We start from the raw sequence: 23,735 nt of genomic DNA on the forward strand, positions 1-23,735 counted from the left end.
CAAAAGGCGAACGGGCCGCTGCCTCACAGGATGCGATCGCGCATATGGGCAGGCGCGATCCAGCAGGTGTCTCGCTTGCCGAAGATCTTGTAGCGATGACGCGCGACGAAGCGATAAACGGGGTCGCGGATCACCGCTGGCACGATCCGAAAGAGCGCCGCGAGCTTCCAGGGATAGCCGAGCCGCTCATAGATGCTGAGCACGGCGTCGCTGTCCCGCCTCATGCGCTCACCCTCCACGATGATCATGCTGGAGGGATCGTTCGGGTCCATGCCGTGCCGGCGATACAGCGCCTGCCCCACCTCCCCTTGCATGGAGGTCAGGCGAAACACGGCCCGGCGATCCCGCTCCAGAACGAAGCGCGCATTGGCCGAGCAGAGAACGCATTCGGCGTCGAACAGGATGATCGGGCCGGCGCTGTCGCCGGGGGAGCGGGGCGAGGATATCATGCTGGAGTTGTAGTCCATTGCGCCGGCGAAATGGAGTCGCCCCGCTCCATTTCGCTGCGGTGAATGGCGGTTCCAGTCGCTTAGAAGGCGACGGGCTGGCTCGTGGCGAAGGCGACCGCCACCATGCAGAGCACCACGACAACGGTCAGCACCAGCCGAAGCTGTGCGTACCAGGGCGCGGCAATGCGCCCCTCGCGCGTCGCGGTATAGTCCCAGACGCCCTGCACGCAGAAGGCGACGGCGAAGCCGACGAAGTTCCAGGGCTGGGGAAGCTGGATGCAGACCCAGCCTGCAAGCGCCGGCAGTACCGACAGCGCCAGCGTCGTCGGGCTCTTGCGCGGCGTCTCGTTCAGCGCCGCGCCCCAGCGCGCGCCGCCCAGGAAGGACAGGATGACCGCCGCCCAGGCGGACACGGCCAGCCAGAGATAGGACGGGTCCGCGATCTCCGAATAGGTCGCGATCAGGAGCGATCCCACGACGAAGGGCACGAGCCCGCCGACTCCCAGAATCCAGGCGGCGCGAACGAACTGGTCGGCGCGCGAGCGAAGCGGGGCGTCGTGAGAATTGGTCTGCATGTGGTCAGTCCCGTTTGAACATGAGGCGGCCGAACCAGCCGGTGAAGACGGCGACCATCACGGCCACGAGGCCGTAGAGCGCGCCGTTGCGGGCAGCAAACACGGAAATCTGGTTTTCGATCCCGGTCTTCACGACCCAAAGATCCTCCGACCGCTCACGGACGAAAGACCCTTCCCGGAATAGAATAGCGCGCGCGACATGCCGGCCCACGGGCAGGTCGGCCGGAAGCGCCAGATTGGCGCGAAACAAGGTGGCGCTGACGAACTCGATCGCGCCTGATGTTTCGCTGTAGAGCCCGCTTTCGGTCTTCAGCCGAAACAGCGCATCGGCATATTGCTGGGTGTCGCTGCGCTGCCCCTTGGTTGGCGGGGTGCGCTCGAAGGCCTGGTTTCGCGTGCCGATGCCGAGCTGGCGCAGCGTCACGGCGGGGGCGATGTCGCGGATCGGCCGCGTGGAGGCGAGCGCATAGGAGGCGGGCACAGCCTCGAACCGCTCCGAGCCCCGGTTGATCCAGATGCCGAAGGTGCGCTTCTTCTCGCGCACCACGAGATTGCTGCGCGGCCCTTCCAGGATCACTACGATGTCGTAGCGGCCCTGGCGCATGACGCGCGGATCGGCATTGTCGAGCGCGCCGAAGACCACGAGCCGCTGCCCGCCCGACGATGCGCCGACCGCGATCGTCTCCGTGGACAGGCCGATCTGGAAGCTTTCGGGCACGGGCGGCGGATCGCTGGGGGCCGGCGCGGACTGTGCGACGGCATCTAGCGGCGCGACAAGAAGCGAAAGCGCAAAAAGTAGCGCGCGCCCCCTCATCCGCTTTCTCCGCTCGGCAGGCTGATCGAGAAGATTTCTCCCGGCACCACCACGAGTTCCACGAACAGGCGCACGGCCACCGCCAGCACCAGGAGCGCCAGAAGCGCGCGGAGCTGCTCCCCGCGCAGCTTGCGCCCCGCTTCCGCGCCGAACTGCGCCCCCACGACGCCCCCGATCATCAGCAGGAAAGCCAGCACCACGTCCACCGTTCCGTTGCTGGTGGACTGGAGCACGGTCGTTACCGCCGCCGTGAACATGATCTGGACGAGCGACGTGCCGATCACGACGCTGGTCGGCACGCGCAGAAGGTAGATCATGGCCGGCACCATGATGAAGCCGCCGCCCACGCCCATGACCGAGCCGAGCACGCCGATCGCAAAGCCAAGGCCGAGCACGGGCACGACCGAGACATAGAGCTTGGAGCGCTTGAAGCGCATCTTGAACGGCAGGCGATGCACCCAGCTGTGCTGGCCGGTGCGCCGGATTTCACCCGAGCCGCCGCCCTTGACCCGCCTGATCGCGCGCAAGCTCTCGGCCAGCATCAACCCGCCCACCGTACCGAGCAGGATGACGTAGAGAACCGAGACAGCGAAATCGAGCTGCCCCAGACGCCGCAGGAGCGAATAGAGCCAGACGCCGAGGCCGGACCCGACCGCGCCGCCGACGATCAGCATGAAGCCCAGCTTCAAATCCACCGTGCCGCGCTTGTAATGGGCGAGCGCGCCGGACACCGACGAGGCGATGACCTGATTGGCGCCGGTCGCGACCGCGACGGCGGGGGGGATGTTGTAGAAGATCAGAAGCGGCGTGATCAGGAAGCCGCCACCCACCCCGAACATGCCCGACAGGAAGCCGACGGCCGCCCCCATCCCGACGATGATGAAGATGTTGACCGAGATTTCGGCGATCGGAAGATACAGCGTCACGGAGGTCGGCTCGCCGATGTCGGTTGCGCGCGGGCAAAAAGAAAGGGCAGCCCTGTCTTTGGGCCGCCCTTTCCGTCAAGTCAAATCGATTGCGCCGGGCTGTCTAGCCCTCTCGCGATCAGCTGTCCTTACGCTCCAGAAGGGCGCGGATCAGCGGCTCGTCGATCTGCCCGGTGGTCTGAAGGCCGGTCTTCTCCTGGAACTTGCGGATGGCGGCGGTGGTCTGCTCGCCGACCACGCCGTCCGGGCGGCCCGGATTGTAGCCGAGCTTCAGGAGAATGGCCTGCACGTTGCGGATCGCCTTGCTCATGTCGACCGAGGCGGTCTGGCCCGACTTCTCGTTCCAGCTCGCAGGGATATCGACCGTGTTGGCGGCGTCGATGCGCGGCTCGGGCTTCCAGGCCGCCGTTTCGGCGTCGATCTGGGCGCGGAGTTCGGGAGCGAGGCTCTTGCCGACCTCTTCCATCTTGTTCTGGGCGTCCTTGTCACCGGCCGCGCCGACGATGCGGAACCAGCGATAGGACTCGCCGAGATTGGGCTCGACGCCCACACCGCGCGCATACAGGATGCCGAGATTGTACTGGCTGTCGCGCATCCCGTGCTGGGCGGCACGCAGGAACCATCCGGCCGCAGCCTTGGGGTCCGACGCGCCTTCGATGCCGGTGGCATAGAGAACGGCGAGATTGTGCATGGCGCGGATATTGCCTTGGTCGGCGGCGAGCCGATACCAGTCGCGCGCCGCGCCCGTGTCGCGCGCCACGCCATTGCCCTTCTCGAAGAGAGTGCCGACGCTGTACTGCGCCGGCGCATAGCCGCGCGAGGCCGCCTGGCCGAACCAGGCCATGGCGGCCTTCGGGTCGGACGGGGCGGCGCGGCCTTCCATGACGCGCAGACCCACCTCGAACAGCGCCATCGGCTCGCCTTCGACCGCAGCGGTCTTCAGCGCCGCAGGGCCGATCTTCTCGGGCAATGTCGGCAGAGCGCCCTGCGCATCGGCGGGAAGCTTGGACTGAGCGGCAGCGAGAAGCGGCGACGCCGAACCAGCGTTCGTCGCGTCGGCCGCGGGCGCGACGTCTGCGGCGGGCGCTGCCGGCGCGACGGACGCGGTTTCGATCGGGGACGTATCGGCTTGCGCGACCGTTACGGCTGCGTCCTCGACCTTCGCCACGGACGTATCTTCGGCAGCGGGCATCGAGGCTTCCACGACGGGCGCGGGCGCGGTCTCGGCCGATGGCGCGCTCGTTTCCGTCGCCATCGCGGCAACCTGCGGCTCGGACACGGGCGTCACGATCTCGCCGGTGCGCTCGGGGCTGGCCTGTTCGGCCGGGGTCTCGGCGGGAGCCTCGGGCGCGGGAGTCGCCATGGTCGGAGCGGGCATGATCTCGGATGCCGAGCCGGTGGCCGGACGCTCGAGCGCGGGAGCGGACAGGGTGTTGTTCACCGCATCATTGTGCGAGGCAAGATAACGCTGGCCGAGCGGGATCGCCATCAGCGCCAGAAGAACGGCGCCGACCGCCATCAGGATCGGCTTGCGACGGCGGCTCGCGCCATCGACCTCGGGATCGGCCATCGACGCATCGGACTTCAGCGCTTCGGCTTCCGCCGCCGCCGCCATGGCGGCCTTGCGGGCCGCCGCGATGAAATCGGCTTTGGCGACCGGATCGGAGGCTTCCGCACCGGCGCGCTGCTGGGTGCGAACGCGCTCGATCAGGGCGGCAATGTCCGGCACGCCGGAGCCGGGCTCCAGCGGGCGATCGGCCTCGCGCTCGACGAAGCTGTCGGCGGCGTCCAGCGACGGGGCCTCGACCTCGAGCGAGGGCTCGGCGCGCGGGGGAACCAAAACGGCTTCCGGCTGCGGGCGAATACGGTCGGCCAAGCTCGGCTTGGCTTCTACCGGCTTCTCGGCGCGGCGCAGACGGCGAGCAAGCGCGCCGCGCAGGCCGCGCGACTCCTGCTGCTCGGTCTCGTCCTCGATCGGGTCGATCTCGGCCACCGTCTCGAACGTCGGGTCAGCGGCGACCGGCGTGTCGACGAAGGCGACAGGGCTCGGGGTCATGGCGGGCTTGGAAGCCGCCTGCCCGCGCTCCAGACGCAGGTCGCCCTCGATCGTGGTCAACCGATCGACGATCTTGACCAGCGTGGCGTGAACGGCGTCGAATACGCCGACCGCGCGCTCGTCGGAGCGGCGGCAGAGTTCTTCCAAGCGGCGCAGATCGTCGGCGAGATCGCGGACATAGGCGTTCTGGCGATCGTTCTCGCCGGCCTGCATCCGGCGCACGGCCTCTTCGGCGGCGGCGCGGGCTGCGGCCACGACGCTGTCGCGATCCTGGTCGAACTTCTGCTCCAGGGCTTCCAGACGCTGGGCGACCTCGGACGAGTCCGACTCCAGAAGCGCCGGCGCGCCCGCCAGAATTTCGGCCAGACGGCCGATCTGCATTTCGAGCGAGCGGATGACGTCGTTATCGACACCGACCGCGCTGGCCGATTGTTCGAGACGCTCGGCCAGGGCCTGAAGACGAGCCTCCAGCGCGTGAGAGGCGATCTCGCCGCCGGTGGTCTTGAACAGACGCTCGACGCGCTCCGACAGGCGGTCGATGCGCGAGCCCAGTTCGTCGGCGGCCGGGCGCGCCGAAAGCTCTTCGATCTGAGCCGACATGGCGGCGATCTGCGCCGACAGAAGCTCGGCATCGCCCGCTTCCGCGATCTGATCGACACGGGCCGCCAGGTCCATGACACGCGCTTCGATGCGCTGAAGCGGGGCGGCCGCCATCTCGCCGGACGCCGACAGACCGCCATTGAGGATCGCGGCCGAGATTTCGTCCAGACGCTCTTCCAGAAGCGCGAAATGGCTGAGGTCGGGCTCGCGGATTTCGGCCGCCAGCGTCTCGATGCTGCTCGCCAGCGCCTGGATGCGGCCTTCCATCTGGTCGAGCTGGAGGATTTCGGGCAGGCCCACCAGCGCGCGCTCGACTTCGCCCATGCGCTCGGACAGGCGGCTGATGCCCGCTTCCAGATCGCGGATCGGCAGCTTGGCCGTCATCGCCTCAAAGCGCGCCTCGATGGCCGCTCCGCTGGCTTCGGAGGCCAGAGCGTCGAGCTTGGAGCGCAGCGTGTCCAGCTCGCCCTTGAGAATGCGCGTGAGCGTTTCTTCGGTCTGGCTGCGCACCGTATCGACATAGCGCGCCTCGAACTCTTCCCAGCGCTGCTGGACGGCGAGGATCTGCTCCTCGGTCGAGAGCGAGCGGAGCGAGCCGCGCAGGCGCTCCAGCTCGACACGCAGGTCGCGCTGGGCCTGGCTGTCGAGCTCGATCCGGGCCGCGATGCGCGCCTCGAACTCGTCCCAGCGGCGCTGCACGGCCTGAACCGATTCCTCGCGCGCCATCTGCGCCACCAGCGAGGACACGGTGTCGAGCTCGGCCCGCAGCTCCATCAGCGAGGCCTGATCGGCGTTGCTGGCGGTCAGCTCGGTGAGCTGTTCCATGATGGAGAAGATTTCGGCGCCGATCTTGTCGGCGCCCTTGGACTCGCCGACCAGACGCTTGATCTCGCCCAGCGACTTGCGCATGTCCTCGAAGCGCAGCGACAACTGGGCGTCGGCCACGCTTTCGTGAATCTCGCTGCGCAGCGTGCTGAGGTCTTTCGCCAAGCTCTTGACGGCGGCGAGCGTCGCGCCTTGCGCCTGCAGCTGCTCGACTTCGCCGGCCACATGGCCAAGACGCTTCTCGACCGAAGGCGCTGGCGCGCGCGGAGCCGGCCGGGGGCGCGGCGCGGGTTGGCCGGAGGCGGGGTCGGAATCCATCTGGCGCTCCAGCGCGATGCTGGACGTGCCTGCGCCGAGCGCGGGACGCGCGGCACGGCGCTGCGCCGAAATGGCGCGCAGGCGCGCCGCGGCGTCCTGGGCCGAATGGTCCTCGATGGCCACGGCCTCCTTGGCGTCCTCGGTAGGACGCTTACCCATCGAAAGCCGCGTCAGCCGGGCTTCCAGGTCTTCCAGCGTCTTGGATAGAGACGTGAAGGACCCTTCCGCCGCGGGCGCGTCGACATCGGCCCTGGCCTTCAGCTGCGGATCGTTGCGAGACATGCCGTCTTCCCCTTCGTCCAACAAGCGAGCGGCTGACAAGGGCCTGCGATGGGCCAGAAGCGCTGCCGCTGGGTTGGCGATCCGTTAAGATCGAACCTCATCGTTAAGGGAATATAAAGACAAGCGGGATTGAAGCTGGATTTTGCTTTGAGCGTCGCCTTGTGCGACATCAGGGAATATTCGAACAATCCCGAGCGATCCTTGCGAGCGACAAGGCCATCGCAGTCACGAATCGGCAGGCACGCTTTCGGCGTGAAAGAGAATGACGAATATGAACGAGGACGGAAGCGAGCAGGAATTCCGGATCACGGCCGAGCAGCTCCTGCGACTGGACACCGAGTCCAGCGAGGAAAAGCGCGCCGAGTTTCGGATCGGCGATCTCTCGCGCGAGTTCGGCGTCACGCTGCGTACGCTACGCTTCTATGAAGACCGCGGCCTTCTTTCCCCCGAAAGGAGGGGAACGACGCGCATCTATTCGCGCCGGGATCGCATGCGGCTTCGACTGGTTCTGCTCGCGAAGATACTTGGATTTTCCCTAACGGAAGCCAAGCAGCTGATCGACGTTTACCACCAACCCGACGGCCAGCGCAAGCAGTTAAAAGTTGCATTATCTCGGTTCGAGGAGCAGCGCGAAATTCTGGAGGAGCAGCGGCGCGAGATCGAGGAATCGCTCGACGCCATGCGCCTGACGACGAATTTCGTCAGCGACTGCCTGTCCAAGCTGGGCGGCGCGGACTGATCGAGCCGCATTCGGCGGCATCGTCTCTTCATGAAGGAAGTATGAAGATTTTGCCGAAATAGCCTTGCATTATGCTCAGGCGACCTATGCAAGGCGAGGCATGGCAGTTCTTGCTGCAGTGCATCATATGGAATGTGGGAGATCGAAAAAATCCCCAGACCGTATCGAGGCTCTTATGATGACCGCCCCTACCGAACGCTTTGGAGCCATGCCGGCTCATCTCGGCTACTCCCCGCGCCGCCCTTTCGGCGCAGACCGTTCGCGTCCCTCCAACCGCTCCATCCAGAGCGGCCGAGCCGTGTTTCTCGAGGCTGACCCGTTGGCCAGCTTGTCGGGCGCTCGCGGCTCGATGTTCGAAGCCTCAGCGCCCCAGCGCTTCTGAGGCCCGCGCCCCGCGAACGGGCACCCCTTCCCTCTCCGCGAGCCCGGCCGCTTTCCGCGTCCGGGCTCGTTTCGTTTCAGCCGAGATCAGGCCAGAGGCCGGTCGTTGCGCGTGAGGTGCAGCGTCACCCATTCATCGCGGCGCAAGGTCTTGCGGTGATACAGGCCCTGAAGGCGATAGGCTGCGAGCACGGCGTCGCGCTGTTTGGCCAGAATGCCCGAGAGAACGAGATCGCCCCCGACGGCCAATTGGCGCGCCATCTCGGGCGCGAGCTGCATCAGCGGCCGGGCGAGAATATTGGCAACGATCAGCGAGAAGGGCGCATAGATGGCGAAGGCCGGCCCTCCGAAGCCGACCGCCGTTTCGGCCCGCACGAAGGCGTGCGCACCATTGGCCCGGATATTCTCGCGCGCCACCTTGGTCGCCACCGGGTCGATATCGGTCGCCAGAACCGGGATGCGGGCGAGCTTGGCAATGGCGATGGCCAGAACAGCGCTACCCGTGCCGAGATCCAAAGCGTTCAACGGGCGGCGGCGGCGCACCACTTCCTCGATCATCGACAGGCAGCCCGCCGTGGTGCCATGGTGGCCCGTGCCGAAGGCCTGGCCCGCCTCGATCTCGATGGCGAGATCGTGCGCGCGAACCTTGTCGCGGTCATGCGCGCCATGCACCAGAAAGCGCCCGGCCCGCACGGGCTTGAGATCGGCCAGGACCTGCGCCATCCAGTCGATCTCGGGCAGGTCCTCGCGCTCCGGCGTCAGCGGCGCGAAGGCCGCCGCGACGGCGTCTTCGTCCACGGCGTCGGCATCCTCGAAATAGACCGAGGTCTCATGGATGTCGGCGGCCTCGTCGATCTCGATATGGGCGATCGGGCAGCCCTCGTCGGCGAAGGCGGCGTCCAGCCTGTCATAGAGCGCTTGCGTGGCCTGCCGGTGCGAGCGGGCGAAATATCGAACCTGGCCCAAGGGCGGTTCCTTCCTGATGTTGACGGTCGAAAGGTCAGGAGGCGCTGAGGCGCTCCAGCTTGGCCTTGGCGGCGGCTGGATCCTCGCCATAGGCGATCGTGCCCTTGAACTGGCCTTGCCGGTCGAGGAGCAGGATGGAGGCTGTGTGATCCATCGTGTAATCGTCGCTCTGCGGAACCTTGCGGGCATAAATGCCGAAGCTCTTCAGCATGGATTCCACCGAGGCCGGGTCGCCGGTCAGCGCCGTGACATCGTCCGACAAGGCGCCGACATAGGTGCGCAACGTGTCGGGCTTGTCGCGCTCGGGATCGACGGTCACGAAGACGATGCTGAGATCCTTTCCTTCCGCCTTAAGAGCCTTCTGGTAGCCAGCCAGTTCATACAGGGTCGTCGGGCAGACGTCGGGGCAATGGGTGAAACCGAAGAACAGCGCGGTCGGCCGGCCGCGCAGGACAGCCTCCGTCACCGGCGCGCCCGCCTGATTCACCAGTTGGAACGGCCCTCCGTAAGCGCCCGCGCTGAGCACGCCCTCGGCCTCCTTCCGGCCCAGCGCGAAGACAAGGACCATCAAGGCCAGAACGGCGGCGACCAGAAACCACAGGGCATAGCGCAGCGCGACGGTACGGCGGCTCGGCTTGTGAGGCGTATTGGCCATGATGTTTGCTCCTGTCCTGGCACCTGCGATACATCAGCCGCGCCGGGCGGCAAAGCCGTCCCCTCTCCTTTCCGCCGAAGGCCACCGAAATGACCGACCCCGTCCCGCCGGACCTGCGCTTTCGCGACGACGAGCCCAAGCAGCATCCGAGCGCCGAGTTGAAGGGCGTCAAGCTCGGCCGCTTCTGCGAGATCGGCCAGCGCGTGAAGCTTCGGGACGTGAGCGTCGGCGACTACACCTATTTCGAGCGCGGCGGCGAAGCCACGCAGGCCGATATCGGCAAATTCGGCTCGATCGCCGCCCATGTCCGCATCAACGCGCTGGAGCATCCCGTCGAGCGCGTCACGACGCACAAGATCACCTATCGGCCCAACGAGTATTTTCGTTTCATCGGCGTCGACCACGACTTTCGCGAGCGGCGCGAAACGAGGCGCGTCACGATCGGCCACGATGTCTGGATCGGCCATGGCGCGGTGATCCTGCCGGGCGTCACCGTGGGCACCGGCGCGGTGATAGGCGCCGGCGCGGTGGTGACGCGCGATGTGGAGCCCTATGCGATCGTCGCCGGCGTTCCCGCTAGGCCGCTTCGGATGCGCTTTTCGCCCGAGATCGCCGCGCGGCTTCTCAAGCTCGCCTGGTGGGACTGGCCGCGCGACTGGCTGTTCGAGGCCATCCCCGACATGCAGGGATTGGCGGTCGAGGCGTTTCTCCTGCGCTGGGAGGAGAGAACGGTCAGCCCGGACGCCGTTCGCCCGTGAGGAAATAGGCGAGCGCCAAGGCCGGGAAGAGACAGCCCATCAGCGCCACGCCATGCCAGCCGAAATGCTCGAGCACCGGGCTCGTCAGACTGGAGCCGAGCGCGCCGCCGAGAAAGAACGTCGTCATATAGACGGCGTTCAGCCGGTTGCGGATCGCGGCATCCAGCTGAAAGATCTCGCGCTGCCCGATGACGAGATTGGCCTGCACGCCGAGATCCACGAGGATGCCGGCGAGCACCAAGGCGATGAGCGAGTGCGTGCCGAGAAACGCGATCGCCATGGCTCCGAGCGCCAGCGAAATGGCGATCAGCGTGCCGCGACGGGAATGGCCGCGATCGGCCATGCGGCCGGCCACCGGCGCGGCCAGAACGCCCAGCGCGCCGCTCAGCGTGAACAGCGCTACCCATTGCGGCGAAAGATTGTAGGGCTCGCGCAGGAGGAGGATCGGCGCGCCGGTCCAGAAGATGCCGAAGGCGGCAAAGAGCGCCGCGTGGTAGAGCGCGCGGCGGCGGAGCACGGGCTCGCGGATGAAGAGCGTGCCGAGTGAACGGATCAGCGCGCCATAACGCTCGCGCCCTTCCGGCTGGCGGCTCGGAAAGGCTCGCGACCCGGCCAGCGTCAGAAGCGCAACGAAGACGGCCGAGAGAAGAAAGATGCCGCGCCAGCCCAGAAACCCGGCGACGAAGCTCGACAGAGGCCGGGCCAGCAGGATGCCGCCCAGAAGCCCCGTCATGATATTGCCGACGATGCGCCCGCGCTCTTCGGGCCGCGCGAAGCTCGCCGCCAGCGGCACGATCATCTGCGCGGCGGTGGAGGCGATGCCGACCAGGAGCGTCAGCGCGAAGAGAAGCGGCAGGCTCGGCGTCAGGGCCAAGCCGATCAGCCCGAGCACGGCAGCGCTCATGGTGAGGAGAATGAGCCGGCGATTTTCCAAGACGTCGCCCAGCGGCACGAGCAGCACCAGACCCAGCGCATAGCCGATCTGCGAGGCCGTGACGATCGTGCTTTCCAGCGCCGGGTCCATGCCGAGATCGGCCCCGATCAGGGCGACGATGGGCTGCGCGTAATAGAGATTGGCCGCAAGCGCCCCGGCCGACAGGGCCATGGTGAAGGCCGCCGCACCCGAAAGGGCAGGCCGCGTCTTGGGTTCGGCAAGATGTGGCAAGGTCATGGCGCCCCGATCCGTCAGGCATGCTGCGCAATGGGCTGCTTATAGGGCCGCGCTTGCAGCAGCGAAAGCGGGCGCGGCGCGCTTCGCGGTTGCGAGATGGCGAAATCTTGATCGCTCATCCCCGGATCGTGGTCGCTCGCTGCTTCTCAGGCCCGTCACCCTCTTCCTATATGAGAGTGCAGATATTCAACGCTTGCCGAAGGACTTCTCCATGAACCCCTCCCGAACCGGACGTTTCACGGCGCTTCTGGCCGTGCTGACGCTGGTCTTCTCGACGATGGTCGTGGACTATGCCGAAGCGCGGCGCGGCGGCAGCTTCGGCAGCCGAGGTGGCCGCACCTACCAGTCCGCCCCCGCCACGAACACCGCGCCGGCCGCAGCGCCCGTTCAGCGCTCCATGACCTCGCCCGGACAGGCCTCCAGTGCGGCGGCCGCCGCTCGCCCGGCCGCCGGCCAGCGCTCCGGCCTGTTCGGCGGCGGCTTCGGCGGCGCGATGATGCGCGGCCTTCTGATCGGCGGTCTGTTCGGCCTTCTGATGGGCTCGGGCTTTGGCGGCATCGCCGGGATGCTCGGGCTTCTCGTGCAGGTCGCGCTGATCGGCCTTCTGGTCATGCTGGCGCTGCGCTTCTTCCGCTCGCGCTCCGGCCAGACGGCCTCGGCCAACGGCGCATCGCCCTTGAACCAGCAGCGCAGCGCCTACCAAGGGCAGAATCCCAATGCCGGGAACGGCGCTTATGGTTCGGGCCTCGGCAGCCGTTCGGCCGCCGCGCCGAAGGCCGGTGTCGGCCGCGACGAGATCGGCGTGACGCAGCAGGATCTCGGCATGTTCGAAAGCCGGCTGAAGGCGCTACAGGACGCCTATAGCCGTGAGGACTACAAGGCGCTGGAAGAGATCGCAACGCCGGAAGTCGTGTCCTATCTCAGCCAGGAACTGGCCCAGAACGCCGCGCGCGGCGTGCGCAACGAAGCGCGCGACGTCGAGCTTCTCCAGGGCGACGTGTCCGAAAGCTGGCGCGAAGGCCCGCGAGATTATGCGACGGTCGCGATGCGCTACGGCATGATCGACGTGGTGCGCGACCGCCAGTCCGGCCGCATCGTGGAAGGCGACGAGCGCACGCGCGTCGAGTCCACCGAGGTCTGGACCTTCGTGCGCGAGCGCGGCGGCGCTTGGAAGCTGTCGGCCATTCAGGAAGCGTAAGTTTTCGCCGCATCACCGAAACACAAAAGGCCGCTGGATCACTCCGGCGGCCTTTTTCGTGACACCCCTATCAGGCCAGCCCGGCCGCGCGGGCGAGCGCCACAAGGACGGTTCCGACGATGACGGTCGAAAGGAGCGACAGGCGCAGCGCAAAGACTGCGCAAAGCACGATCACCACCTTCTCCGCCATGTCCCCATCGATGAAGACCGGCATGACGATGGCCGTCAGCACGGCGGCGGGCACGGCGTCGAGCGCGGCCTCCAGCCGGGGCGGCACCCGCTCGAGCCGCGCCAGCACGAGATAGCCGCCGACGCGCGTGAGATAGGTGAGGACGGCGGAGGCGAGGATCAGAAACCAGGTCTCGCTCATGCGCCCTCTCCCTTCGCCTGCTTGCCGCCTGCCGGCGTGCGCAACACGGCGACGAGAATGCCGGCCAGGCCGCCGAGCGTGACGTGCCAGGGCGAGCCGAGCGTTCCGTAGGCGATGACGGCGGCGAATGCGCTCGCCCCCGCCACCGGCCAGAACTGGCGGCGATGGCGAAAGGCCATGGTCTGCGCGAGGAAATAGATCGGCAGCGCGAAGTCGAGCGCATAACGCTCCGGGTTCTCGATCAACCGGCCGAACAGCGCGCCGAGCACCGTCGCCAAGGCCCAGCCGACATAGAGGACCAGCGCGAAGGTGAAATAATAGGTCTTGCGCACCACGCCGTCCGAGGCGCGCGCTTCTGCCGCCGCGAAGGAGGGATCCACCATCAGGAAGAAGGCCACCGCCTTTTCCCAGCCGTTGAAGCGGCCAAGATGCCGACCGATCGACGCGGAATAGAGGACATGCCGGAAATTGATGGCGAAGACGCCGATCAGAATGGCCCAGACCGGCGCGCCCGTGCCGATCATCTGAAGCGCCAGGAACTGACTGGAGCCGGCATAGACGCTGAGCGAGAAGCCGAGTGTTTCGGGCAGCGAAAGACCCATGCGGGTGGCCAGGGCCCCATAGACGCCGCCAAAGGGCACGAGGGCCAGGAGCAGCGGCACCGAATGCGCAAGGCCGGCACGAAATTCGGAAGAACGGGACAAGGCGGGAAACCGGAACGGGTGTGATCCACCCGTTCTAGAGGCTGTCACGACGCAGGGACAAGCCTCATGCTGCGACGGCGCGATTCAAACTCATGGCTGCCCATCCAGCGCGCTCGGCCGGGCACTGATGGAGTTGTCGATAGCGAGGCGCGCAGTGTGAGCTGCCTTGCGCAACCGATCGGAACTCAGAACTCGTGGACCCAACCTCGCGGCGGAGAACCGGTCAGGACGTTTCGTTGCTGCCGTGATCCCAAGCCAAAAAACGGCTTGGCGGGGCCAGAACGGCGCAACGATCTTGGATGGCAAAAGCGGGCCGGCCCTTAAGGCGCTTCCCTGGTTCCCCGCATCAAGAGAAAGCACGGCGGGATGGACGCAACATCCGGCTTGCGCTCACCGCGAAAACCGCGAGCGGAAAAGACTGCGGGGTGAACCCGGCGGCTTTGTCAAACAGGCTCTCCGAGCCCCGCCTTTTCCATCACGAAGCGTTCGAGCCGCGCCATGGCCTGCGCTTCGACCGGCAGAAGATCGGTGAAGTCGCCCTCGTGCAGGGCGCGCACATGGCGGCATTCGTCCCGGAAGCGCGCGCCGGGGCAGGAGCAGGCGAGCCGCCAAGCCCCCGCTCGGCCGAAGGGCGCGAGCAGCACGTCATAGGGCGTGCCGCGCGAGCCACGCACGGTGTAGCGGAAGCTCCCCTGCCCCGCGCCGGCCGGGCGCACCTGCGCCTTCAGGGCGCGCTCGGCTACGCCGCCCTGCCGCCGCGCCGGCTGCGAGGCGACCGCCCGGCGCAGGCTCAAGCGATCGGCCATGTCGGCGATGTCGCGCGCACCGGAGGCCGCGACGCCTTCCAGCGCGATATGGGCACAGGCATAGGCGTCGTCGCCGGCATGGTGATGGCGAAAGCCGAGGCCGAAGCGCGCGGCCATGGTGGAAAGCTTGTGATTGGGCGAGTCCGGCCAGAGACGGCGCGACAGTGCGACGGTGCAGAGCGCGGAAAAGCGCGGCTGCGCCAGCCCGTACAGCGCCAAGCTCTCGCGCAGCACTTTCAGGTCGAAGCTCGTATTATGGGCGACGACGAGCGCGCCATCCATCTCGGCGGCGAAGGAGGCGAAGATGTCGGCAAAGCTCGGCGCGTCCAGAACATCGTGCGGGCGAATGCCGTGAACGCGGATATTGCCGGGGTCGAAGCGCAGGTCGCGCGGCCGGATCAGACTATAGGCCTGCTTCGTGACGCGCCCGTCCTCCACGAAGGCGAGCCCGACGGCACAGGCGCTCGCCGCCTCGCTGGTGGCGGTCTCGAAATCGATGGCAAGGATGGTCATGCAGCTCTTTCAAAGGGTTGCACGCACCGTAACCCTCTCATCGGGGCGGGAGCAAGGCGCGCGGTGTCTGAGCGGACCGCTTCCTGTGGCGCGGCGAACCCTCGAAAGCGATCAGCCGATCAGCACCAGCCAGTCGTCCTCGGTAATGACCTTGACGCCATGTTTCTGCGCGTCGGCCAGTTTCGAGCCCGCGCCTGGTCCGGCGACCACGAGATCGGTTTTCTTCGACACCGAGCCCGAGACCTTCGCGCCCAAGGCTTCCGCCCGCTCCTTCGCCTCCGAGCGCGTCATCTTCTCCAGCGTGCCGGTGAAGACGACGATCTTGTCCTTGACCGGCGAGGAGGATGGCGGCGGCGCGGCGCGCTCGTTGGTGGTGGAGACCCCGGCGGCCAGAAGCGCTTCCACCGCCTCGCGATTATGCGCCTCGTCGAAGAAATGAATGAGCGAAAGCGTCGCCACCGTGCCGATGTCGCTATCTCCAGTCAGACGCAGGAAGGCCTCGCCCGGCGCGCCGGCCTTGGCGCGGCGCAGCGCCTCGGCAAAGCCTTCCGCCTCCTCGCCATAGCGCTCGCGCAACGCCACGCGCTGATTGGCCTTGAGGCCGAGTTCGCCGTCGCGCAGCGGCTTCCAGGCGGGATCTGCCAGCTTGGCCTCGTCCACCGCCATCAGCCGCTCGAAGGTCACGCCGCCGATCGTGTGCAGGGCGCTGAGTTCCGCCCAATCCTCCGAGGGCTGGCCGTCGCGCGCGGCGTCGATGCCCGCGATCAGCGCGCGCACATCGTCGAAATGCTTCGCCAGCGCCTTGGCCGAAGCCTCGCCGATTTCGGGAATGCCGAGCGCGAAGATGAAACGGTCGAGCGAGACGCTCTTGCGCGCCTCGATCGCGGCGAGAAGATTGTCGATCGCCTTGGTGGTTTCGCCCTTCTTGGCGGGCTTCACCGGCTCGCTCTTGCCCTCTGCCTGCCGGCGCGCTTCTGATAACGCCTTGCGCCGTGCCTCGATCACCTCGCGCAGCGGCTCGAAGGCCATGCGGAAGAGATCGGCGGGCTGGCGCACGAGGCCGGCGTCGAACAACTCTTCCACGAAGGTCTCGCCCAACCCTTCGATGTCGAAGGCATTGCGCGAGACGAAATGCTTGAGCCCTTCCTTGGCCTGCGCCGGGCAGGTCATGGCCGCCGTGCAGCGGCGCACCGAGTCCAGTCGGCCGGTGCGCGGATTGATCTCGCGCTCGGCCTTGGAACCGCAGATCGGGCAATGGTCGGGGTAGCGGAAGGGCTCGGCCGTTTCGGGCCGCTTCTCGATCACGACATCCACGACCTGCGGGATGACATCGCCCGCACGCTGGATCACCACGGTGTCGCCGATGCGGATGTCGCGCCCGCCCCGGATCGGATCGCCGTCCGCGTCCCGCCCCGCCACATAGTCCTCGTTGTGCAGCGTCACGTTGGACACGACGACGCCGCCGACGGTCACCGGCGTCAGCTTGGCGAGCGGCGCGAGCTTGCCGGTGCGCCCGACATTGATGACGATATCCTCCACCACGGTGGTCGCCTGCTCGGCGGAGAACTTGTGCGCGATGGCCCAGCGCGGCGCGCGCGAGACGAAGCCGAGTTCGCGCTGCTGGTCGAGATCGTCCACCTTGTAGACGACGCCGTCGATGTCATAGCCGAGCCCCGCCCGCTCAGCCTCGATGCGGCGGTAATGCTCGATCAACCCTTCCACTGTCTCGAGCCGCCGCATCAGCGGCTCGGCACGACCGTTCTGCGGCACGGCGTTGGTCTGGAAGCCCATGGTCTGGAGCGCGGCGACGATTTCGCTTTGCGTCTTGCCCGGCAGCTCGCTCGTCTCGCCCCAGGCATAAGCGAAGAAGCGCAAGGGGCGCTGGCGCGTGACGCCGGCATCCTTCTGGCGCAGCGAGCCGGCGGCGGCGTTGCGTGGATTGGCGAACTGGCGCGCGGCCTTCGCACCCTCCCCCTCGCCGGCCTCCGCCAGAAGCCGCGCATTGAGGCCCGCGAAATCGGCATGGGTCATATAGACCTCGCCGCGCACCTCGAAGATTTCGGGCTGGAAGCCCGTCAGTTCGTCCGGGATATCGTCCAGCGTGCGCGCGTTGGCGGTGACATCCTCGCCCACCTGCCCGTCGCCGCGCGTCGCGGCGGACACGAGCTTGCCCTTCTCATAGCGCAGCGACAGGGACAGGCCGTCGATCTTGGGCTCGGCCGTGATGGCGAGTTTGGCGCTCTCCGATAGACCGAGGAAGCGGCGCACCCGCCGGGCGAAATCCGCCACGTCCTCGTCGGAAAAGGCGTTGTCGAGCGAGAGCATCGGCACGGCATGGCGGATCTTGGCAAATTTCGAGGACGGCGCAGAGCCGACCTTGGCGGAGGGCGAGTCCGCCCGCACCAGACCCGGAAAGCGGCGCTCCAGCTCGGCATTGCGCCGGCGCAGCGCGTCGAACTCGGCATCCGTAATATCCGGCGCATCATCCTCGTAATAACGCCGGTCATGCTCGGCCATTTCGAGCGCGAGCCGTTCCAGCTCGGCCGCCGCCTCAGCCTCGGTCATCACGTCGAGTTCGGGAAATTCGGACATGGCGGATCGCACTCAAAGCAAACGAAATAGACGCGCAGCGATACACCGATTCGCAGGCGCCCGGCCGAAAAATCCCTTTCCCGGCCCTGCGATCTTTGCGCGCCTTAGCCGGCCACGCCGATCAGCCGCGCGGCGGCCGCGCGCGCCTCGTCGGTCACGATGTCGCCGGCCAGCATCCGCGCGATCTCCTCGCGCCGGGCCGGAATGTCGATGGTCGCGACGCGCGTCGACAGGCGCTCGTCGCCCGGCACCGTCTCGGCCTTGGAAATCAGAAGATGCGTCGTCGCGCGCGCCGCCACCTGCGGCGCGTGGGTGACGGAGAGAACCTGCACCGTGCCGGCGAGCCGCGCCAACCGGCGGCCGATCGCATCCGCCACGGCCCCGCCGACGCCCGTATCGATCTCGTCGAAGACCAGCGTCGGCGCCGAGCCCTTGTCGGCGAGGGCCACTTTCAGCGCCAAGAGGAAGCGCGACAGCTCGCCGCCGGAGGCGACCTTCATCATGGGCCCGGCGCGCGTGCCGGGATTGGTGCGCACCCAGAACTCGGCGGTGTCGATGCCGCTCGCCGCCCGCGCGTCCGGATCGCGCGTCAGTTCCACGATAAAGGCGGCGCGTTCCAGCTTCATGTCGGGCAGCTCGGCCATGACGGCCGCTTCCAGAAGCTTGGCGGCCTCGACACGCTTCACCGACAGGGCTTCGGCGCGTTCATCGAACACGGCGCGCCGCTCGGCCACGTCGGCGCTGAGCTTCACCAGCCGCTCCTCGCCCGCATCCAGCTCGGCGAGATCGGCCACCATCTTGGCCGTCAGAGTGGCGAGATCATCCACCGGTACGTTGAACTTGCGGCCCGCCGCGCGCAGCGCAAACAAGCGCTCTTCGCATTGTTCCAGCGCGCGCGGATCGAATTCCAGCGTGCGCAGCGCGCCTTGAAGGCTCATCTGCGCATCCGACAAGGCGTCCAGCGCCGTCTCGACGCGCGCCAGGGCCTCGTCCAGAAGCCCAGGCAGTTCGTCCTTCTTGCGGTCGAGCCGGCGCAAGAGGCTGGCAAGGCCGGGAATGGGCGACTGCGGGCCGGACAGCTCCTCATGCGCGTCGTTGACGTCGGTCGCGATCTTCTCGGACCGCATCATCGTCTGACGCTTTTCGGCCAGTTCCTCTTCTTCGCCCGCAACAGGGGCGAGCGCGGTCAGCTCTTCGACGGAGGCGCGCAGGTAATCGGCCTCGCGGGCGGCGGCTTCCACCCGCGCGCGGTGGCGGGACAATTCGCTCTCGGCCTTGCGCCACGCGCCGAAGGCTTCCGCGACGGAGGCGGCCTCCGCTCCGAGCCCGCCATATTCGTCCAGTAGCTGGCGATGGGCTTCGGGGTCCACCAGCGCGCGGTCGTCATGCTGGCCGTGAATTTCGACCAGGGTCGCGCCGAGCTCCTTCATCAGGGAGACGCTGGAGGGCCGGTCGTTGATGAAGACGCGGGTGCGCCCGTCCGCGCTCTGGACGCGGCGCAGGATGACATCGCCATCATCATCGAAGCCGTTGTCGGACAGGATGCGGCGCGCGGGATGGGTGGCCGACAGGTCGAAGACCGCCGAAACCTCGCCCTGTTTGGAGCCATGGCGCACGAGGCCGCCATCACCCCGCCCGCCCAGAGCGAGCGACAGGGCGTCGAGCAGGATCGACTTGCCCGCGCCGGTCTCACCCGTGAGCACGGACAGGCCATGATTCAGCCCGAGGTCGAGCCGATCGATAAGAACGATGTCGCGGATCGAAAGGTGAACAAGCATGCGCGCGAAGGGCTAGTCCGTGTTGGGACGCAAGGCAAGCGCGAAGATATGGTCGAGACCCGAGCGCTGGAAGAGGCGCTCAAGCCCCAGACATGAAAAAGGCCGGCGCGAAGCCGGCCTCGATCTCGTGCGCGGGGATCAGGCGCGGGGCGGGCGAACCTCGCCCTTGGCGGCCTGCGCATCGGGAACCTGATCGCGGCCGGCTCCCGTGATGAGCCGGGTCGCATTGCCGAACCAGGAGGTGCCGGCGCCGGCGCGCGGCTCCAGGCCCTTGCTCTGGAGCAGAGCGTAGGAATCCTTGTACCACTGCGATTCCGGGAAGTTCTGCCCGAGCACCGAGGCCGCCGCCTGCGCTTCCTGGGTCAGGCCCATCGCGTAATAGGCTTCCGTCAGGCGCGCCAGAGCCTCTTCGACGTGGCGCGTCTGCGGATAGGTGTCCACCACGTTCTTGAAGCGGTTGATCGCGGCGATGTATTCGCGGCGCTCCAGATAATAGCGGCCGACCTGCATCTCCTTGCCGGCGAGCTGGTCGCGGGCGATGCGCATCTTGGACTTGGCGTCCTCGACATATTCGGACTGCGGGTAGCGATCCACCACCTCCTGCAGGGCAGCGGCGGCGCGCGCGGTGTCGGTCTGGTCGCGCGTGACATCGGGGATCTGCCGGAAATAGGACAGGCCGATAATGTACTGGGCGTAGGCCGCCTCGCTGGAGCCGGGATAGGTCGCGAGGTAGCGCCGGGCGGAGCTGATCGCGTCGTCATAGTCGCCCTTGCGGTAGCTGGCGAAGGCACGCATCACCAGGGCCTTGCGAGCGAATTCCGAATAGGGATGCTGCTTGTCGATGGCCTCGAACTTCTTGGCGGCTTCCCCCAGACGCCCCGCTTCCAAATTGGCGAGGCCCTGATTGTAGAGCTTGTCGGCCGGCTCGGTCTGCGAGGCGAGCGCCAGCGCGTCGATGTCCTTGTCCTTCGACGACATGCAGCCCGAGAGCAGCGCCGTCGATGTGGCCAGAGCCAGAACCATTGGGGCCGCGCGACCACGGCCGAACAGCGGCGTCTTGATACCCATCGAACTCAAGTCCCCCTGGCTTTCGAACGCGTCTGACACAGCGTTCCGCCCCCGCCCCTACTAACGCGCGGGCGACAGCGCATACAACGGTTCAAGGCGGGTTAACACGCCTTTTTTGTGGCATCCAGCGCCATGAGCGCCGTCTCCCCTCTCAAGACGAAAACGGCAGGAGCGCCAACTGCGCCCCTGCCGCCTGATCGGGAATGCCGAATGGGCAGTTCAGAGAACCTGCGGACCGAAGGCCGGCGCGGCGGCGGCCACCAGCGGCGGCTGGCGCAGCGGCGTGCCGCGCTGCGCGCCCTCGACGATCTCGTAGGCCGAGCGGTCGGCCATCAGCGCTTCCAGCGCCATCGCGTTCAGGCGATGGCCGCCGCGGAATGAGCGGTAGCAGCCGAGAATCCGCGCGCCCACCAGCGACTGATCGCCGATCGCGTCCAGCGTCTTGTGGCGCACGAACTCGTCCGTGTAGCGCAGGCCGCCCGGATTGATGACCTTGTCGTCGTCGCCGATCACGACGGAGTTCTCGAGCGAGGAGCCGAGCGCGTGGCCGGAAGCCCAAAGACGCTCCACATCCTTCATGAAGCCGAAGGTACGGGCATTGGCGAGTTCGTCGCGAAACAGGGTCGGCGTCAGGTCGGCGGCGAAGCTCTGGCGGCCGATCGCGGCCGTCGCGAACTCGATCTCGACCTCGAAGCGCGTGCCCTCGTAGGGGCGGTACTCGGCAAAGCCGCCATTGCGCTCGACGCGCACGGTCTTGAGAACGCGAATGAAGCGGCGCGAGGCGCGCTGGGCGACAAGACCGGCCGCCTCGATGGCGCGCACGAAAGCGCCGGCGCCGCCATCCATGATCGGGATTTCGCGACCCTCGATCTGGACGACGACATTGTCGACTTCCATCGCGTAAAGCGCGGCCATCAGATGCTCGATCGTGGCGACATGCGGCCCCTTGAGATCGCCCACGATCGTGGACAGATCTGTCGAGGACACATTGGCCGAAACCGCGCGGATCTCGTGGATGAGACCCGAGGGTTCGAAGACATGAAACACGATGCCGGTATCGGGCTCGGCCGGATGCAGGGACAATTCGACCGTGGCGCCGGTGTGAACCCCCACGCCCTCGAACCCGATCCGCGCGCCAATCGTGTGCTGCTTCGTGACCACGTGACTCAAATCCTACTCAATGCCGAGGCTTCGGGATGGGGCCCATCCGGACGGACAGGATGCCGAGGCTCGGCTACACATCCCCTCGCAAGCGGTTCACCCGGCCTTCCAGCCGGGCGGACCGATACGTCGCGCGGGACGATCGAACCTGAGATCAAACTAGGTCGGGGACCGAATGTGGCCAAATCACGCTTTCTTACCCGATGTTACTGGAAAGCCGGTTAATGAAAGGGTTTAGGCCTCGATCCCTGGTGCACAAACGAAAGAGCCCGCCCCCATGGGGCGGGCTCGTTAAGACTTTTGCGACGGGTTTGTGAAGATCAGTTCGACTGGCGGCGCAGGAAGGCCGGGATTTCGAGCTGGTCTTCCTCACCGACAGGGCGCGTTGCCGTCTGCGGACGGGCTGCGGAATCGGCGGCCTGACGGCGCGGCGCATAGGGGCTGGCCTCGGCCGGGCGGCGCTCGGTGGTCTGGCGCTGAACGCGCGAGGGATCACCCAGCACAGCCTCGTCCTCGTCGCGGCGCGACAGGCCGGTCGTCAGGCGGCGCAGAAGCCCCATTGGACCGCGATCCTCGCTGGCCGTCTCGCCACCGGCGCTGCGACGCTCGATCTCGGCCTGCACCACGGGCGGGAAGTCCTCCACGCGGGGCATCCGGGTCTGGGCGGCCTGGGTCACCGGCTGCTGGCGCGGCGCGGCGGCGCGGGGCTGAACCTGAGCGATCTCGGCCTGAAGGGCGGCGGTGAAGTCGTCCTCCATGTCGTGCGAAGCCGAAGCGGCCGCGGGGGCGGCGGCATAGGCCGGCGCCTGGTAGGCGGGCTGCTGCGGCGCGGCGGCGGCCGGCTGCAGAACAGGCGCGACCGGAACCGGAGCGGGCTGCGGCGCAGGCTGAGCCGCGACAGGTGCCGGCGTGCGGGCACTGGCAAGCTGCGTCTCGGCGTTGCGGCCGTAGACTTCCATGGCGGCCTTGTCGATACCGGTGGCGACCACCGATACGCGGATCACGCCTTCCAGGCTCTCGTCGAAGGTCGCGCCGAGGATGATGTTGGCGTCCTGGTCCACTTCCTCGCGGATGCGGGTGGCGGCCTCGTCCACCTCGAAGAGCGTGAGGTCACGCCCGCCGGTGATGGAGATGAGGAGGCCCTTGGCGCCCTTCATCGAGGTTTCGTCCAGAAGCGGGTTGGCGATCGCGGCCTCGGCGGCGGCCATGGCGCGCCCCTCGCCGGACGCTTCGCCCGTGCCCATCATGGCCTTCCCCATCTCGCGCATCACGGAGCGAACGTCCGCGAAGTCGAGGTTGATGAGGCCTTCCTTGACCATCAGGTCGGTGATGCAGGCGACGCCCGAGTAGAGAACCTGATCGGCCATGCCGAAGGCGTCGGCGAAGGTCGTCTTGTCGTTGGCGATGCGGAAGAGGTTCTGGTTCGGAATGACGATCAGCGTGTCGACATTCTTCTGCAGCTCTTCGATGCCCTGCTCGGCGATGCGCAGACGGCGCTGTCCTTCGAAGTGGAAGGGCTTGGTGACGACGCCGACCGTCAGGATGCCCTTTTCGCGCGCCGCGCGGGCGACGACGGGGGCCGCGCCCGTGCCGGTGCCGCCGCCCATGCCGGCGGTGACGAAGCACATGTGCGAGCCGAGAAGGTGATCGCAGATTTCATCCAGCGATTCCTCGGCAGCCGCGCGGCCGACCTCGGGCTGCGAGCCGGCGCCCAGACCCTCGGTGACGGCAACGCCCATCTGGATCACGCGCTCGGCGCGCGAGGAGCGGAGGGCCTGCGCGTCCGTGTTGGCGATCACGAACTCGACGCCTTCGAGACCGGCGTTGATCATGTTGTTGACGGCGTTGCAGCCGCCGCCGCCGACACCGAACACGGTGATCCGGGGCTTGAGCTCCGTGATGTCGGGCTTCTGCAAGGTGATGCTCATCTCGTTTCCTTTCGGGGTCGGCTGGGCCGCCGCCGCGCCCGCCTGAAGTTTTGAAACCTGCCCGGTGCACGCAAGGCGCCGGTTGCGAAATGGTCGTTGGTC

Annotated in this window: 19 protein-coding genes; 3 read left to right on the top strand and 16 right to left on the bottom strand. The window is 67.2% G+C overall.

What is annotated here, in order from left to right; genetic code table 11:
- Window positions 1–23 precede the first annotated feature (23 nt).
- The 5 genes from AUL36_RS01525 to AUL36_RS01545 form a co-directional block, all read right to left on the bottom strand.
- Entirely contained in the window at window positions 24–449 is a 426-nt protein-coding gene (locus AUL36_RS01525; RefSeq protein ID WP_062217429.1) for a thiol-disulfide oxidoreductase DCC family protein, read from the bottom strand.
- A gap of 80 nt (window positions 450–529) precedes the next feature.
- The gene (locus AUL36_RS01530; RefSeq protein ID WP_058600841.1) at window positions 530–1,024 is read right to left on the bottom strand and encodes a DUF3429 domain-containing protein; all 495 of its coding nucleotides are present in this window, start codon (window positions 1,022–1,024) and stop codon (window positions 530–532) included.
- Between the two features lie 4 nt (window positions 1,025–1,028).
- On the bottom strand, window positions 1,029–1,838 hold the full coding sequence (locus AUL36_RS01535) for a TIGR02186 family protein (RefSeq protein ID WP_058635573.1): 810 nt from the start codon (window positions 1,836–1,838) through the stop codon (window positions 1,029–1,031).
- Complete coding sequence (locus AUL36_RS01540; protein ID WP_374700728.1) at window positions 1,835–2,707, bottom strand: sulfite exporter TauE/SafE family protein; 873 nt, start codon at window positions 2,705–2,707, stop codon at window positions 1,835–1,837. Before AUL36_RS01540 ends, AUL36_RS01535 begins: the two co-directional genes overlap by 4 nt.
- Window positions 2,708–2,882: 175 nt before the next feature.
- Window positions 2,883–6,845 (bottom strand): peptidoglycan-binding protein, encoded by a 3,963-nt coding sequence (locus AUL36_RS01545; protein WP_062217300.1) that lies wholly within the window; start codon window positions 6,843–6,845, stop codon window positions 2,883–2,885.
- 271 nt (window positions 6,846–7,116) lie between these two features.
- Here AUL36_RS01545 and AUL36_RS01550 point away from each other — a divergent pair, with 271 nt between their 5' ends.
- A complete protein-coding gene (locus tag AUL36_RS01550; RefSeq protein WP_244497002.1) occupies window positions 7,117–7,584 on the top strand; it encodes a MerR family transcriptional regulator in 468 nt (155 codons plus the stop codon).
- A gap of 468 nt (window positions 7,585–8,052) precedes the next feature.
- On the opposite strand, the gene AUL36_RS01555 is transcribed toward AUL36_RS01550, so the two are convergent.
- Window positions 8,053–8,931, bottom strand: coding sequence for a 50S ribosomal protein L11 methyltransferase (locus tag AUL36_RS01555; RefSeq protein WP_062217303.1), 879 nt, complete (start codon window positions 8,929–8,931; stop codon window positions 8,053–8,055).
- Window positions 8,932–8,965: 34 nt separating this feature from the next.
- On the bottom strand, window positions 8,966–9,586 hold the full coding sequence (locus tag AUL36_RS01560; protein ID WP_082655434.1) for an SCO family protein: 621 nt from the start codon (window positions 9,584–9,586) through the stop codon (window positions 8,966–8,968).
- 89 nt (window positions 9,587–9,675) lie between these two features.
- Here AUL36_RS01560 and AUL36_RS01565 point away from each other — a divergent pair, with 89 nt between their 5' ends.
- Window positions 9,676–10,344 (top strand): DapH/DapD/GlmU-related protein, encoded by a 669-nt coding sequence (locus AUL36_RS01565; protein ID WP_062217306.1) that lies wholly within the window; start codon window positions 9,676–9,678, stop codon window positions 10,342–10,344.
- On the opposite strand, the gene AUL36_RS01570 is transcribed toward AUL36_RS01565, so the two are convergent.
- Complete coding sequence (locus tag AUL36_RS01570; protein WP_082655436.1) at window positions 10,319–11,515, bottom strand: MFS transporter; 1,197 nt, start codon at window positions 11,513–11,515, stop codon at window positions 10,319–10,321. The genes AUL36_RS01565 and AUL36_RS01570 overlap by 26 nt on opposite strands.
- A 211-nt stretch (window positions 11,516–11,726) precedes the next feature.
- Between AUL36_RS01570 and AUL36_RS01575 the strand changes: the two genes are divergently transcribed.
- Window positions 11,727–12,713: a Tim44 domain-containing protein gene (locus AUL36_RS01575; protein ID WP_062217308.1), complete on the top strand. Its 987-nt coding sequence runs from the start codon at window positions 11,727–11,729 to the stop codon at window positions 12,711–12,713.
- A 70-nt stretch (window positions 12,714–12,783) separates the two neighbouring features.
- Here the strand turns inward: AUL36_RS01575 and AUL36_RS01580 are convergent, their stop codons facing one another.
- The 8 genes from AUL36_RS01580 to ftsZ form a co-directional block, all read right to left on the bottom strand.
- Window positions 12,784–13,083 (bottom strand): AzlD family protein, encoded by a 300-nt coding sequence (locus tag AUL36_RS01580; protein ID WP_062217311.1) that lies wholly within the window; start codon window positions 13,081–13,083, stop codon window positions 12,784–12,786.
- Window positions 13,080–13,787 (bottom strand): AzlC family ABC transporter permease, encoded by a 708-nt coding sequence (locus tag AUL36_RS01585; protein ID WP_062217314.1) that lies wholly within the window; start codon window positions 13,785–13,787, stop codon window positions 13,080–13,082. Before AUL36_RS01585 ends, AUL36_RS01580 begins: the two co-directional genes overlap by 4 nt.
- A 443-nt stretch (window positions 13,788–14,230) precedes the next feature.
- Complete coding sequence (locus tag AUL36_RS23090; RefSeq protein WP_082655438.1) at window positions 14,231–15,106, bottom strand: 3'-5' exonuclease; 876 nt, start codon at window positions 15,104–15,106, stop codon at window positions 14,231–14,233.
- 111 nt (window positions 15,107–15,217) lie between these two features.
- Window positions 15,218–17,698 (bottom strand): NAD-dependent DNA ligase LigA, encoded by a 2,481-nt coding sequence (gene ligA, locus AUL36_RS01595; RefSeq protein ID WP_062217316.1) that lies wholly within the window; start codon window positions 17,696–17,698, stop codon window positions 15,218–15,220.
- A 104-nt stretch (window positions 17,699–17,802) separates the two neighbouring features.
- On the bottom strand, window positions 17,803–19,476 hold the full coding sequence (gene recN, locus AUL36_RS01600; protein WP_062217319.1) for a DNA repair protein RecN: 1,674 nt from the start codon (window positions 19,474–19,476) through the stop codon (window positions 17,803–17,805).
- Between the two features lie 138 nt (window positions 19,477–19,614).
- Window positions 19,615–20,499 carry an outer membrane protein assembly factor BamD gene (locus AUL36_RS01605; protein ID WP_244493418.1) on the bottom strand — a complete coding sequence of 295 codons (885 nt, stop codon included), beginning with the start codon at window positions 20,497–20,499 and terminating at the stop codon, window positions 19,615–19,617.
- Window positions 20,500–20,763: 264 nt separating this feature from the next.
- Entirely contained in the window at window positions 20,764–21,705 is a 942-nt protein-coding gene (lpxC, locus tag AUL36_RS01610) for a UDP-3-O-acyl-N-acetylglucosamine deacetylase (protein WP_058635585.1), read from the bottom strand.
- A gap of 320 nt (window positions 21,706–22,025) precedes the next feature.
- Entirely contained in the window at window positions 22,026–23,633 is a 1,608-nt protein-coding gene (gene ftsZ / locus AUL36_RS01615; RefSeq protein WP_062217322.1) for a cell division protein FtsZ, read from the bottom strand.
- Window positions 23,634–23,735: the final 102 nt, after the last annotated feature.

Origin of the sequence: Aureimonas sp. D3, assembly GCF_001463805.1 — a bacterium.
Classification (GTDB): Bacteria; Pseudomonadota; Alphaproteobacteria; order Rhizobiales; family Rhizobiaceae; genus Aureimonas; species Aureimonas ureilytica_A.

Coding starts and splice junctions, on each gene's coding strand:
- ligA (WP_062217316.1), bottom strand. CDS start 17,698: ATGTCCGAATTTCCCGAACTCGACGTGATGACCGAGGCTGAGGCGGCG.
- AUL36_RS01535 (WP_058635573.1), bottom strand. CDS start 1,838: ATGAGGGGGCGCGCGCTACTTTTTGCGCTTTCGCTTCTTGTCGCGCCG.
- AUL36_RS01530 (WP_058600841.1), bottom strand. CDS start 1,024: ATGCAGACCAATTCTCACGACGCCCCGCTTCGCTCGCGCGCCGACCAG.
- AUL36_RS01525 (WP_062217429.1), bottom strand. CDS start 449: ATGATATCCTCGCCCCGCTCCCCCGGCGACAGCGCCGGCCCGATCATC.
- ftsZ (WP_062217322.1), bottom strand. CDS start 23,633: ATGAGCATCACCTTGCAGAAGCCCGACATCACGGAGCTCAAGCCCCGG.
- AUL36_RS01565 (WP_062217306.1), top strand. CDS start 9,676: ATGACCGACCCCGTCCCGCCGGACCTGCGCTTTCGCGACGACGAGCCC.
- AUL36_RS01545 (WP_062217300.1), bottom strand. CDS start 6,845: ATGTCTCGCAACGATCCGCAGCTGAAGGCCAGGGCCGATGTCGACGCG.
- AUL36_RS01560 (WP_082655434.1), bottom strand. CDS start 9,586: ATGGCCAATACGCCTCACAAGCCGAGCCGCCGTACCGTCGCGCTGCGC.
- AUL36_RS01550 (WP_244497002.1), top strand. CDS start 7,117: ATGAACGAGGACGGAAGCGAGCAGGAATTCCGGATCACGGCCGAGCAG.
- AUL36_RS01580 (WP_062217311.1), bottom strand. CDS start 13,083: ATGAGCGAGACCTGGTTTCTGATCCTCGCCTCCGCCGTCCTCACCTAT.
- AUL36_RS01570 (WP_082655436.1), bottom strand. CDS start 11,515: ATGACCTTGCCACATCTTGCCGAACCCAAGACGCGGCCTGCCCTTTCG.
- AUL36_RS01605 (WP_244493418.1), bottom strand. CDS start 20,499: ATGGTTCTGGCTCTGGCCACATCGACGGCGCTGCTCTCGGGCTGCATG.
- recN (WP_062217319.1), bottom strand. CDS start 19,476: ATGCTTGTTCACCTTTCGATCCGCGACATCGTTCTTATCGATCGGCTC.
- AUL36_RS01575 (WP_062217308.1), top strand. CDS start 11,727: ATGAACCCCTCCCGAACCGGACGTTTCACGGCGCTTCTGGCCGTGCTG.
- AUL36_RS01540 (WP_374700728.1), bottom strand. CDS start 2,707: ATGGGGGCGGCCGTCGGCTTCCTGTCGGGCATGTTCGGGGTGGGTGGC.
- AUL36_RS23090 (WP_082655438.1), bottom strand. CDS start 15,106: ATGACCATCCTTGCCATCGATTTCGAGACCGCCACCAGCGAGGCGGCG.